At 67.0% G+C, this 12,880-nt stretch carries 7 protein-coding genes; 3 read left to right on the forward strand and 4 right to left on the reverse strand.

From position 1 onward, the window contains the following. Together VFG40_RS09975 and VFG40_RS09980 are read right to left on the reverse strand one after the other, a co-directional pair. Positions 1–1,800, reverse strand: a complete 1,800-nt coding sequence (locus VFG40_RS09975; protein WP_324897201.1) for a restriction endonuclease subunit S — start codon at positions 1,798–1,800, stop codon at positions 1–3. Then, positions 1,797–4,577 (reverse strand): type I restriction endonuclease subunit R, encoded by a 2,781-nt coding sequence (locus tag VFG40_RS09980; RefSeq protein ID WP_324897202.1) that lies wholly within the window; start codon positions 4,575–4,577, stop codon positions 1,797–1,799. Before VFG40_RS09980 ends, VFG40_RS09975 begins: the two co-directional genes overlap by 4 nt. A gap of 484 nt (positions 4,578–5,061) precedes the next feature. Here VFG40_RS09980 and VFG40_RS09985 point away from each other — a divergent pair, with 484 nt between their 5' ends. The 3 genes from VFG40_RS09985 to VFG40_RS09995 all read left to right on the forward strand — a co-directional run bounded on the left by VFG40_RS09985 (position 5,062) and on the right by VFG40_RS09995 (position 11,148). Next, positions 5,062–7,707 (forward strand): M1 family metallopeptidase, encoded by a 2,646-nt coding sequence (locus VFG40_RS09985; RefSeq protein ID WP_324897203.1) that lies wholly within the window; start codon positions 5,062–5,064, stop codon positions 7,705–7,707. A 183-nt stretch (positions 7,708–7,890) separates the two neighbouring features. After that, positions 7,891–8,862 (forward strand): alpha/beta fold hydrolase, encoded by a 972-nt coding sequence (locus tag VFG40_RS09990; RefSeq protein ID WP_324897204.1) that lies wholly within the window; start codon positions 7,891–7,893, stop codon positions 8,860–8,862. Between the two features lie 198 nt (positions 8,863–9,060). Further along, a complete protein-coding gene (locus VFG40_RS09995) occupies positions 9,061–11,148 on the forward strand; it encodes a putative bifunctional diguanylate cyclase/phosphodiesterase (RefSeq protein ID WP_324897205.1) in 2,088 nt (695 codons plus the stop codon). A gap of 16 nt (positions 11,149–11,164) precedes the next feature. Here the strand turns inward: VFG40_RS09995 and VFG40_RS10000 are convergent, their stop codons facing one another. Next, positions 11,165–11,899 (reverse strand): ABC transporter permease, encoded by a 735-nt coding sequence (locus VFG40_RS10000; RefSeq protein WP_324897206.1) that lies wholly within the window; start codon positions 11,897–11,899, stop codon positions 11,165–11,167. Positions 11,900–11,911: 12 nt separating this feature from the next. Beyond that, positions 11,912–12,853: an ABC transporter ATP-binding protein gene (locus tag VFG40_RS10005; protein WP_324897207.1), complete on the reverse strand. Its 942-nt coding sequence runs from the start codon at positions 12,851–12,853 to the stop codon at positions 11,912–11,914. Positions 12,854–12,880 lie beyond the last annotated feature (27 nt).

Raw genomic sequence — 12,880 nt, forward strand, 5'->3', positions numbered from 1 at the left:
TCAGGCGCTCAACAATTTCAGCCGATCATGGAGCTTGCGACCTTGCGCGTCCTTCACGGTATCCACGGCCAAAAGCCCTGCCTTTTCAAGTGCGCGCAGCTCCGCATAAAGAATTTCAATTTGATCGGTTTCCGCGCCATCGCCCACACCACAGTGACGGAAGACGTCTTGGGCTGACATCCAGTCGCCCGCTTCCCCGAGCACGGCTACCAATTTCTTCGCCATGACGATGGCCTCCTTTTGTTGTTTGGTCTTGCGCACCCTAGGTTGCTCTGCGCGTGCCATCCGTGCGGTGCGGATGCGACTCAGTAGCGCGCTGGCAGGTTCGTCTGTGGGGTCCTGCGGCACCAGTTGGCCGGCGAAGGCGGCTTTGAGGATGTTTTTGCGTTGGGCTGCTGCTTGCTTTAGCCCCAGCTCCACACTCATTTCCTGAGCAGCCACAGCGTCGATGATGGGGGAGAGCTTCGCCAGGATTTCATTGCTCTCGATTTCTGGAGCGATGGGAACGGGGAAGGCTCGGAGCATCGTCATGTTGATAGACGCTAGGTTGGTGGTCTGCTTGCCTGCTGTTTTGAACCAAGTCCTTCCGAACGTATTTCCGTGGTGGGAGATCAGTTCGGGTGGCGTGGCAGGTAGGTAAGGGCGCAGGCGGAATACATGGTTTTGGTGGATGCATTCCGTTACTTCGCCGCGCCAAACCCAGCCGCGACCGAGCTTGTCTAGGTCTCCGCCTTCGTTGAAAAGCACGTCTCCTGGCTGCAGGCGAAGCTCCTTGATATCAGCCTCAGTAGCTTCGATGGTCTTGATCTGCGTGAGGTCGAGATAGCCACGTTGGACATTTGCGACTCGGAGGTATGGCACTTCGCGGACTGATGCGGTGGACGAACGTTTCATACCTTTGGCGACGCCTGAGGCAATTTCGCCCACCATGTCCAGGCTTGCCCATGTCCAACCACCAGGAAGCGTTGGCAAGTCGGCAGTGTCGGGGGCGACGGGCTCGGGATACTTGGCTTGCCAGCCCTTGGGCGGGGTTTTGCCTTGTTCGCCGTACTTGGCGAGTTGTTTGGCTTCCCAGCGGGCGCGGCGTTCGGTGAGGATGCGTTGGAGCAGGTCGGCGCCGGGTTCCTGGGGTTCGCCGGAGCGGGCGCGGGCGGCGCGCCAGTCGGCGGTGAGGGCGCCTTCCACGGCGGCCTTCAGCAGCGACTGGCGGTACTGCGCCAGCTTGCGCTGCGCCGCCTTCAGTTCGGCCACGCCGGCGTCGAGGTCGGACAGCAGTTCTTCGAGCTTTTCGACGATGCGGGTTTGTTCTGCACGCGGCGGCACAGGAAGCTCGATTGTGCTCAGGTTGCCGCGAGATATCCGTTTCCTCGTGGAGCCAGATTGCATGGCCGCAACTTGTTGACGGAATGGCTCAGCATTGACGAAGTGCATCAACCACCGCTGATCGAGATCCATTGGTGAGCCGCGGACTATGCACACATCCACAACTGTAACTGCCGACTTTGAGTCTCCAGGAAAGATGCATGCTCGACCAAGAGGGTCCGGCATGCGCGCAATCAAAACATCGCTCCTCTGCAAGAAAGTGCAGTTAAGTTCCTTCGCCTTCTCTCTCGTCAAAAAGCGGGATGACTTGTTGACGTAGTGCCCATCGCCGACGTCTGCAAGCTGGATCAGTCGGACATCCCCTTCCGGGTCCTGATCTTTGCTCTCCACCCAGTCGCCGTCCGAGAAGACCCCTTCTTGGCCTACCAGATCCGGGATTCGCGCCCACGCCCAACCTTGGGGCAACTCGCTGCTCAAGCCACCAACTCCTCATTCATTTCCGCCAGCAGCCCATCGAGCTGCTCGCCAAACACCTGCCACGCCTTTTGCAGCCCGCCCTTGGCGGCGAGCTGGGCGTAGTCGAAATCCTCGCGGCTGATGGCGCAGCTCGACGCGATGTGATCCTTGATCAGCCGCAGCCACTCGGTCTGTTCGGGTGTGAACGACGTGGCGCGCTGCGCATTCTGCCGGAAGATCCACGCCTGGAAGCGCTTGTCCACGCTGTCGGCGAAAGGCTTGAGCTCGTCGTCCATCCCCAGCGCGAAGCGCACCAGCGCCACCAGATCGGTGAGCTGGCGACGGGTGTCGGCGCCCTTCACCTTGCTGGCCTGCACGCGGGCGTAGGCGGACCACAGGCGCTCGGTGGTGAGCATCAGCGGCGGGCGGCTCAGCGCTTCGTGCAGGTCTTCGATCATGGCGAAGGTGAGCGGACGGCGCTGGTAGGGCTGGGCGTAGAAAAAGCCCAGCGCGGCGATCTCGTCCTTGTGCTGGTTGAGGTAGTCGGCAAAGGCCTGCACGGTGGCCTGCGCCTTGGCCTCGGCCTGTGCGCCAAAGCCCGAGAAGGTGACCTGATCGCGGTTTATGTGGTCGATCAGCTGCTCGTGCTCGCGGCGGGCGGTTTCCAGCATGTTGCGCAAGGCCGGGTCGTCGAAGGGCTGGCAGGCCGCGGTGATGCGCTGCTCGCGGGCGGCGTCGAGTTCGCCCGCGGTAAGGGTGTCCTCGCTGCGGGTGATGCCGGCGGCTTTGGCGGCGTCCAGCGCATCGGCCACCACGCGATCCGGATCCACCGCTTCGATCAGGCCGCGGGCCAGGTCGCGCAGGCTCAGTCCCTGGGCCGCCTGGGCGATGCGCGCCTGCGCCTTGTCGTCCAGCTGCTTGGCCATGCGCACCAGCCGATTGCCGAGGCTGAGCACGGTGTCCTCGTCGCGACCGCCGACGGCGATGCTCTTGAGCAGCTGCTCCAGGCTGGCGCCGGGCTTCTTCTCCAGCGGGCGGCTTTCGGTCTTGAGGGACTTCTCCACGCCCACCGCGTCGATCAGCACGAAGCGGGTTTTTGCGCTGTCGGCGCTGCCGCTGACCTTTTTCAGCGATTCGTAGTCCAGGCTGCGCACGCCGCGGCCCTTCATCTGCTCGTAGTAGCCCTTGGAGCGCACGTCGCGCATGAACAGCAGCACTTCCAGCGGCTTCACGTCGGTGCCGGTGGCGATCATGTCCACGGTGACGGCGATGCGCGGGTGGTAGTCGTTGCGGAAGTTGGAGAGCACAGTGTCCGGGTCGTCTTCGGCCCGGTATGTAACCTTCTTGCAGAATGCGTTGCCCTCGCCGTAGACCTCGCGCACGATCTGGATGATGTCGTCGGCGTGGCTGTCGGTCTTGGCGAAGATCAGCGTCTTGGGCACTTCCTGCCGGCTGGGGAACAGGGCGTTTTCCACCGCTCGTTTCATTTCCCCGATCACCGCGCGGATCTGGCTGGGGTTGACCACGGAGCGGTCCAGCTCCTTGCCGGTGTAGCCGATGTCCTCTTCCGTTTCGGCCCAGCGCTTCTTGCGGGTTTCGCGATGGCGGTGGTCCACCCATTCCTTCGCCTTCACTTCGGCGCCGGCCTTGGTGATCTGGGTTTCGATCTCGTAGACGTCGTAACCCACGTTGACGCCGTCGATCACCGACTGCTCGTAGCTGTACTCGGCCACCACGTTTTCGTTGAAGAAGCCGTAGGTGCGCTTGTCCGGCGTGGCGGTGAGGCCGATGAGGAAGGCGTCGAAGTAGTCCAGTACCTGCTTCCACAGGTTGTAGATGCTGCGGTGGCACTCGTCGATGACGATGAAATCGAACGTCTCGATCGGCACCGCGGGGTTGTAGCGGACCTCGCGCGCCGGCTTGGTGCCGGGCGGCAGCTCGGCCAGCGAGATGTCCTCGGCGGAGTCGTCGATAACCTCGCCCGAGAGGATGGAATAGATGCGCTGGATGGTGCTGATGCACACCTGCGCGTGCGGGTCGATGCGGCTGCTGGCCAGACGCTGCACGTTGTACAGCTCGGTGAACTTGCGGCCGTCGTCCGGCGGCGTGTAGGCCATGAACTCCTGGTGCGCCTGCTTGCCAAGGTTGCGCGTATCGACCAGGAACAGGATGCGTTTGGCCCCACCAAACTTCAGCAGACGGTAGACCGAGGTGATGGCGGTGAAGGTCTTACCGGCGCCAGTGGCCATGTGCACGAGTGCGCGCGGCCGAGCCTGAGCCAGCGATTTTTCAAGGCCGGTGACGGCGCTGACCTGGCAGTCGCGCAGGTTTTCCGTCGGCAGCGGCGGCATCTGCGTCGCCAGCCGCTGGCGCAGGGTGTCGGGCTGGGCCGCCCATTCGGCCAGCGTGCGGGGCTGGAGGAAGTGGAATACCTCGCGGGCCCGCGGGCGCGGGTCGCCGGCATCGGTGAAATGGATGATCTGGCCGGTGCTCTCATACAGAAAGCGCAACGGCGCGTTGTTCTTGCGCCATTTGAGTTGGGAGCCGGCGTAGCGCTCGGTCTGCGTCTCGTGCGTGGTGAGGCTTTCGCCGGCCTCATCCCGCTTAGCTTCGATCACGCCGGCCGGCTGGCGGTCCACGAACAGCAGGTAGTCGGCGGGGCCGGTGTCTGTGGGGTACTCGCGTACGGCGATGCCGCTGGCGGCGCCCAGATTAATCGACCTGGTGTCCTGAACTGTCCAGCCGGCTTCCTGCAATTTTTTGTCGATCACTTCCCGTGCGCGTGCCTCGGGCGTCATGGGCGATTCCCCCTGAATCGGTGCGGCTTGGCCATCCGCAAGTGTAGTCGTCGGAGGCGCGGTGGCGACAAGCTACTGCCCGGCATGCCGCGGGCCATGGGAATGTTGCCTGCACATTGGCACGTTCCGCTTTTTCGGAAAGCGTCTTTGACTGCCGGGTTTTTGGAACGACCGGGGGCCAGGACGGGGAGCCGTACCCGAGGCGAGCCTGCTCCGATTGAAGCTTGGCCAACGCGAAAGAGCGGAAAGCGCCCCTGTGGCGGTTAGTGCGTTGCCACCTGAGCGGTCCTGCATGGCCTCCCGTTGATCGGGCCTGCTGGTCATCCGGATGCAGACATGCGCTACCCCACCATGACTTCCGGCGGTGTCCCCGCCGCCGCTCGGGGCAGCACACTCGGACGGTTATCGGGCCCCACTTTCCCCGCCTCGCACGAACGCCTCTTCAGGCGCCGGTGCGAAGCGCGATCACCCTGCAGGAGATCTCATGCGTCGTACTCTCGTTTCCGCCATTGCGCTGGCCCTGGCCGGCGTGTCGATGGCGCCGCTCGCGGCGGCCGCCAACCCGCCGGCTCGCGAAGCCACCACCCAGCTGCCGCGCGGCGTGGTGCCGTCGCATTACGACGTGGCGGTGGTGCCGCACGCGGACAAGCTCACGTTCGATGGCCAGGTCACCATCACGCTGGAGGTGACCAAGCCGACCAGCGCGATCACCCTGAACGCGGCGGACCTGGCGTTCTCCAAGGCCACGCTGACGCCGACCAAGCTGAAGATGATGATCCCGGCGCCGACGGTGTCGGTGGACGCCAAGGCGCAGACCGCCACGTTCACCTTCGATCACCCGATCCCGGCCGGGCAGTACCGTCTGGCGCTGACCTACACCGGCAAGATCGGTACCCAGGCCAACGGCATCTTCGCGCTGGACTACGACACCAAGGCCGGCAAGAAGCGCGCGCTGTACACGCAGTTCGAGAACTCCGACGCGCGCCGCTTCATTCCCTCGTGGGACGAGCCGAACTACAAGGCCACCTTCACCCTGACCGCCACTGTGCCCACCGGCGAGATGGCGGTGAGCAACATGCCGGCCGCGTCGACGAAGGACCTGGGCAATGGCATGACCGAGGTGCACTTCGGCCAGTCGCCGAAGATGTCCACCTACCTGCTGTTCTTCAGCACGGGTGATTTCGAGCGCGCCACCAAGATGGCCGAAGGCACCGAGATCGGCGTGATCGCGCAGAAGGGCATGGTCGACCAGGCCGACTTCGCGCTGGATTCCTCGGCCGCCGTGCTGAAGGAATACAACGACTACTTCGGCGTGAAGTACCCGCTGCCCAAGCTGGACAACATCGCAGCGCCGGGCCAGAGCCAGTTCTTCTCGGCGATGGAGAACTGGGGCGCGATCTTCACCTTCGAGTACTCGCTGCTGCTCAACCCGGCCATCTCCACCCAGGTGGACAAGCAGCGCGTGTTCAACACCGCCGCGCATGAGCTGGCGCACCAGTGGTTCGGCGACCTGGTCACCATGAACTGGTGGGACGACCTGTGGCTCAACGAGGGCTTCGCCTCGTGGATGGCCTCGCGCACCACGCAGAAGCTGCACCCGGAGTGGCACACCGATCTGGACCTGGTCGGCACCCGCGAGGGCGCGATGTCGCTCGACGCCGTGGCCACCACGCACCCGGTGGTGCAGCACGTGGAGACGGTGGAGCAGGCCAGCCAGGCGTTCGACTCCATCACCTACTCCAAGGGCGAGGCGGTGATCACCATGCTCGAGGCCTACGTGGGCCCGGACGCGTGGCGCAACGGCGTGCGCAACTACATGAAGACGCACGCCTACGGCAACACCGTGTCCGACGATCTTTGGACCGCGGTGCAGTCCGCGGCCGGCAAGCCGATCATGCAGATCGCGCACGACTTCACGCTGCAGCCGGGTATCCCGCTGATCCGCGTGCAGACCACCGCCTGCGCCGGCGGCAAGACCAACGTGCTGCTGAGCCAGGACGAGTTCACCAAGGATCGCCCCGAGAAGAAGGCGCTGCGCTGGCACGTGCCGGTGATCGCCAAGACCGTCGGCAACGAACCGGTGCGCACGCTGGTGGACGGCAAGGCCACGCTGAGCGTGCCGGGCTGCAGCCCGGTGCTGGTCAATGCCGGGCAGACCGGCTACTACCGCACGCTGTATTCACAGCCGCAGTTCGACGCGCTCAAGGGTGACTTCGCCAAGCTCGCGCCGATCGACCAGCTCGGCCTGATGGGTGATACCTGGGCGCTGGCCATGGCCGGTCGCGAGCCGGTGTCGAACGTGCTGGAGCTGGCCAAGGCCACGCCGGCCGATGCCGACCCGCAGGTGTGGGGCGAGGTGGCCGGTTACTTCTCCGCCATCAACACCTACTACCGCGGCGACGACGCCCGCCAGGCACGCTTCCAGGCGTTCGCCCGCGAGCGGCTGCGCCCGGTGTTCGCGCGCATCGGCTGGGAGGCCAAGCCGGGCGAAAGCGACCCGACCGCGATCTTGCGCACGCAGCTGATCGGCACCTTGTCCGAGCTGGGCGACCAGGACGTGATCGCCGAGGCACGCCGCCGCTTCGCCGCACAGAAGACCGATCCGTCGGCCTTCCCGGTGGCGCTGCGCAAGGTGATCACCGGCGTGGTGGCCATCCACGCCGACAAGGTCACCTGGGACGACCTGCACGCCCGCGCCAAGGCCGAGACCACGCCGCTGATCAAGGACCAGTACTACGCCATGCTCTCGCTGCCCGAGGATGACGCGCTGGCAAAGCAGGCACTGGAGTTGGCGCTCACCGACGAGCCGGGCGCCACCAACAGCGCCGGCATGATCCGCATCGTCGGCTCGCGTCACCCGGAGATGGCGTTCGACTTCGCGCTGGCCCACCGCGAGCAGGTGGACAAGCTGGTCGACTCCACCTCGTCCAGCCGCTACTACCCCGGCATCGCCGCCAGCTCGGTCAAGCCGGAGATGATCGACAAGATCAAGGCCTATGCCGAGGCGCACATCGCCGAAGGCTCGCGCCGCGTCGCCAACACGGTGATCGCCAACATCGAGTACCGCATGATGATCCGCAAGGATCGCCTGCCGGGCGTGGATGCCTGGCTGGCCAAGAACGCGGAGTGATCCGCCGCATCCACGGCCCGTTCTGCGGGCCGTGGATGACCCACCGTTGCAGGAAAAAGGCTCCGCTTGCGGGGCCTTTTTTTTGTGCCCACCGCCGACGCAGCCTGGTGGCCATGTCGGGCGCAACACCGCAGCGGCGGCAGGCCCGCACGCGCCGATGGCATAGTGCGGCGGGCGGCGCGCGTGACGCAGGCCGGAGGCACCGCAGGCATGATCGGCTGGAGCGTGGTGGTAGGCATTGTTTTGCTGTTGGCCACGCTGGTCGGCTATGCCGCACTGGCGACCCGGCGCATCCAGGCGCAGGTGCCGCCGCAGGGGCAGTACCTCACCGTGGACGGGGCGCGGCTGCACTATGTCGATCGCGGGCAGGGGCCGGCAATCGTGCTGGTGCACGGGCTCTCGGGCCAGCTGGGCAACTTCGCCTACGCGCTGATCGACCACTTGGCCACGAACCACCGGGTGATCGCGCTGGACCGTCCCGGCTCGGGCTACTCCCGCAGCCACGGCGGCGCCCCGATGGAGCTGGCGGCGCAGGCGCGGCTGATTGCCGCCTTCATCGATCGGCTCGCGCTGGAGCGGCCGGTGCTGGTGGGCCACTCGCTTGGCGGCGCGCTGGCGCTGGTGCTGGCGCAGGATCACCCGGCGCGCGTGGGGTCGCTGGCACTGATCGCGCCGCTGGCGTTCGACGACGTGCGCACCACGCCGCTGCTGCATTGGGTGCTGCGCCGGTCGCTGGCGGTGCGGCGGGTGATCGGCTGGACGCTGGCCACGCCGCTGGGCCAGCTCGGCAGCGCGGCGAACCTCAGCGCAATCTTCGCGCCGGAGCCGGCACCGGCGGATTTCGGCGTGCGCGGCGGCGGCCTGCTGGCGCTGCGGCCCGCCAACGTGGTGGCGGCGAGCGTGGATATCGTCTCGGCGATCCGCGAACTGGGCGCGCGCAGCCCGCGCTACGACGCGCTGGCGATGCCGGTGGCGATCCTGTTCGGCCGGGGTGATCGCGTGCTCAGCCCGCGCGGACACGGCGAGCGCCTGGCACAGGCCATCGGGCACGCACAGCTCACGGTGATCGAGGGCGGGCACATGCTGCCGGTGACCCGCCCGGCTGCGGTGGCCCAGTGGCTGGGTGAGTGGGTGGCGGCCCATCCGCCGCAGTGAAGCACGGCGGTGGATGCGCGCCAGCGCCGTGCGCGCTTTCGCCGATTGATGCCGCACCGCCCGCGCGCCTGTGCTGCCGAATGCGGCTCGTCAACAGGCGCTGTCACAACGGTCTGCGCGCGGTGCGGCCGCTAAAGCTTGCCGCGGCGGTGCCGTTATCCGTGAGTACACCCGCATCCCCTGGCGCTTGCGATATCCATGACCGGCAGCTTCCATCCTCTTCTCATGCTGCTCGCCCTGATGATCGGCGTGACGGTGGTCTACCAGGCCCTCGACGTCACGCCGCGGATCGGCGCCTCGCGCATCGCGTGGCAGCGCACGGCGTGGTACGGGGTCGGCACGTGGATGATCGGGCTGGGCCTGTGGGCGCAGCATTTCCTGGGCATCCTGGTGCGGGTGCCGCAGTTGAACGACGGGCTGGAGCCGCTGTCGTGCGTGATCTCGGGCGTGCTGGCGCTGTTGCTGGCATTCATCGCCCTGCGCACCGCTGACGCGGAGATCATGAGCCGTCGCCGACTGCTGCTCGGCGCCGCACTGCTCGGGGCTGTCTCGGTGATGCTGCATCTGGTGATGCTGACGTCGCTGCACCTGTCGATCAGCAGCATGGCCCATCCGCTGCGGCTGGTGATCTGGTTCGTGCTGGCCGGCATCGCCAGTGCCGGCGCGCTGCACGTGCTGCACCTGTTCCGCGCTCGTCCCAAGCGCTCCCGGCGCCGGCGTGTCATCGCTGCGTTCGCCACGGCGCTGGCGCTGAACGCGGTGCTGCATGCGGCCATGCGCTGGTCGCAGCAGGACTTCCGCCCCGGCACGCCAGCCGACGCTTCGGCGGTGATGTGGGTGGGGGCGATCATCTGGCTCGTCGCGCTGCTCTCGATACTTGCTTCGCTGGCCATGTCCGAGTGGGTGGCGCAGTTGTACAAGCGCACCCACCACCTGGCCGGCTCGCTTGATCACCTCAATGACCGCCTGCGCCACCTCGCCACGCACGACGCGCTCACCGGGCTGCCGAACCGGCCGATGCTGGTGGAGCGCCTGCAGCTCGCGCTGGCCGGCGCTCGCGCCGGGCACGGCCACGTCGCGGTGGTCTATCTCGACCTGGACGGCTTCAAGAACGTCAACGACTCGCTCGGCCACAGCGTCGGCGACATGCTGCTGTGCGCGGTGGCGGAGCGGCTCACCTCGCTGCTGCGCTACGACAGCCTGGCGCGGGTGGGGGGCGATGAGTTCGTGGCGGTGCTCGATCGCATGCGCCACGCCGACTCGGCCGAGCGCATCGTCGAGCGCATGCTGGCGGCGATGCAGGAGCCGTTCGTGGTGCAGGGCGTGCAGCTGCGCGCCACGCCCAGCATCGGCGTGGCGCACTTTCCGCAGGACGGCGACGACGTGGAGTCGCTCATCGCCCACGCCGACGTGGCCATGTATGCGGCCAAGCAGAGCGGCCGCAACGGCTACAGCATCTACGACACGCGCATGCGCGAGCGCGCCGAGCGCGTGATGACGATCCAGCGCGCGCTGCTCACGGCGATCGAGGACGGCTCGCTGTCGCTGCACTTCCAGCCCAAGCACGACAGCCACACCGGCGCCATCGTCGGCGCCGAAGCGCTGGCGCGCTGGCATCACGCCACGCTCGGCAACGTGCCGCCGATCGAGTTCATCGGAGTGGCCGAGCGCAGCGGCCAGATCGGCCGCATCGGCGAGTGGGTGATCCGCGAGAGCTGCCGCCAGCTGAGCGAGTGGCGCGCGCGCGGGCTGGCGCCGGTGCGCATCGCGATCAACCTGTCGCCGCTGCAGCTCAACCAGCCCGGGCTGGTGGAGACCGCGGCGCGGATCGCCGCCGAGGCGCACGTCGACCCGGCGCAGATCATGTTCGAGGTGACCGAGACCATGGCGATGGAGAACGCCGAGCGCACTACGCTGATGCTCAAGGATTTCCGCGCCCGCGGCTTCGAGTTCGCCATCGACGATTTCGGCACCGGCTATTCCAGCCTGGCCTACCTGCAGAAGTTCCAGGTGCGCCAGCTGAAGATCGACCAGTTCTTCATCCAGGCGCTGGAGGACGGTGGCCCGGAGGCACGGGCGATCATCGCCGCGATCATCGAGCTGGCGCACACGCTCAACATGGAAGTGGTCGCCGAAGGCGTGGAGACCCAACTGCAGGCGGACCTGCTGCGCACGCTCGGCTGCGACCAGGTGCAGGGCTATTACCTGTCGATGCCGATGCCACCGGGGGAGTTCGAGCAGCGCTACCTCACCCGCACCGCAGCGGACTGCGCGCTGGCCGATTGAGCGCCATGCGGGCGGGCTAGATCACCTCGCGCCGTGCGAGCTGCCGCACCATCAGCGCCATCACCGCCACGCCGCCGATCAGCCCCACGCCGAGCGCGAGATGCATGCGCGCCGGATCCGACGCGAGCATGTTGACCGGTATCTGCCACGGCAGCACCACACCTACGCGGGCCGAGCTGGCCACGACGGCGAAGAAGGTGCCACCGATGCCGGCCGCCAGCGCCGGCACGAAGCTGTGGAAGCGCAGCGCGATCCACGTCTGCACCGCCACCAGCAGCCACGCCGATAGGTAGATGCGCGTGATCAGGCCGAGGTAGTGCACGGCGTCGAAGCGACCGGTGGGCGCGGCGTCGGGTCGCCATGCACTGGCGGCGTGCACCGCCAGCCAGCTTGCCACGCCCACGGCCGCGCTCATCAGAGCCACCACGATCAGCACCCACAGCGCCTTGGCCGCGTAGAGGCGCGCGCGGGGCAGGGGCAGCGCATGCAGTTGATCCCAGGCGCGCGGTCCGTGTTCGGCCTGAGCCACCAGCGCGGTGAGCGCGGTCACGCTCATCGGCAGCATGAAATAGGCCCAGATCGCCGCCGCAGTGGCCATGGTCATGTCCCACGAAATCGGGCGGTGGTCGCACACCAGGTTGAAGAACACGAACACCGCGATCAGCAGCGGCGCGACCACCGCCAGCAGCAGTGCCAGCGAGCGCGCGTGCTTGCGGTATTCCACGTACAGGCAGGTCCAGACAGAGGGCATGGCACAGCTCCTTCAGACAGGGTGGGCCGCTTGCGTGGCAGCCGCGGTGGCGTGGCGATACAGGTGCTCCAGCGAAGGCTCGTGCGGCGCGATGGCGTACACCGCCACGCCCGCCTCGCACAGGGCGCGCGTGAGTGCGGCGGTGGCGGGCTCGAGCGCTTCGCGCCCGGCCCTGCGGGTGCGCAGGCGCTTGCCCTGCGGGTCGAGTTCGGCGGCAAAGCCGAGCGCCAGCGCCAGATCGCGCGCGCGCTCCGGGTTGTCGGTGTGCAGCACGAGTTCGCGGTCGAGCCCGGCCTTGAGCTGGTCGAGTGCGCCTTCGAGCACCAGTCGGCCATGGCTGAGGATGCCCACGTGCGTGGCGACCTGCTCGATCTCGCCCAGCAGGTGGCTGGAGACCAGCACGGTGGCGCCGCTGCGCTCGGGCAACCGGCGCAGGAAGCTGCGCATGTCGGCGATGCCTTCCGGATCCAGACCGTTGGTGGGTTCGTCCAGCAGCAGCACCGGCGGCTGGCCGAGCATGGCCCGCGCCAGTCCCAGCCGCTGACGCATGCCTAGCGAATAGCCGGCCACCGGCCGACCTGCGTATTCGCGCATTTCGGTGGCATCGAGCACGCGATCGACCTCGCTGCGGGGACAGCCGCGCAGGCGTCGGCACAGGTCCAGGTTCTCGCGCCCGCTCAGCTGCAGATAGAAACCCTGTGCCTCCAGCAGGGCGCCTACCTGGCGTGCGGCCCGTATGCGTTCCCGCGCCACGTCCACGCCAGCGACGACGGCGCGGCCGCCGTGCGGATGCAGCAGGCCCAGCAGCATCTTCAGCGTGGTGGTCTTGCCCGCACCGTTGCGGCCGAGAAAGCCGTAGATGCTGCCGGCAGGCACGTGAAGGGACACCTGATCGACCGCCACGCGGGCTCCGAAACGACGGCAGAGCGCTTGGGTATGGATGGCAAGGGACACGACGACGGCTTCCCAGGAATTTAAGTA

The sequence above is a fragment of the Dyella sp. genome (assembly GCF_035685805.1).
GTDB lineage: Bacteria > Pseudomonadota > Gammaproteobacteria > Xanthomonadales > Rhodanobacteraceae > Dyella_A.

Bases quoted from the DNA above. Each gene is read 5' to 3' on its own strand.
- VFG40_RS09985 (WP_324897203.1), top strand. From the start codon at position 5,062: ATGCGTCGTACTCTCGTTTCCGCCATTGCGCTGGCCCTGGCCGGCGTG.
- VFG40_RS10000 (WP_324897206.1), bottom strand. From the start codon at position 11,899: ATGCCCTCTGTCTGGACCTGCCTGTACGTGGAATACCGCAAGCACGCG.
- VFG40_RS09980 (WP_324897202.1), bottom strand. From the start codon at position 4,577: ATGACGCCCGAGGCACGCGCACGGGAAGTGATCGACAAAAAATTGCAG.
- VFG40_RS09995 (WP_324897205.1), top strand. From the start codon at position 9,061: ATGACCGGCAGCTTCCATCCTCTTCTCATGCTGCTCGCCCTGATGATC.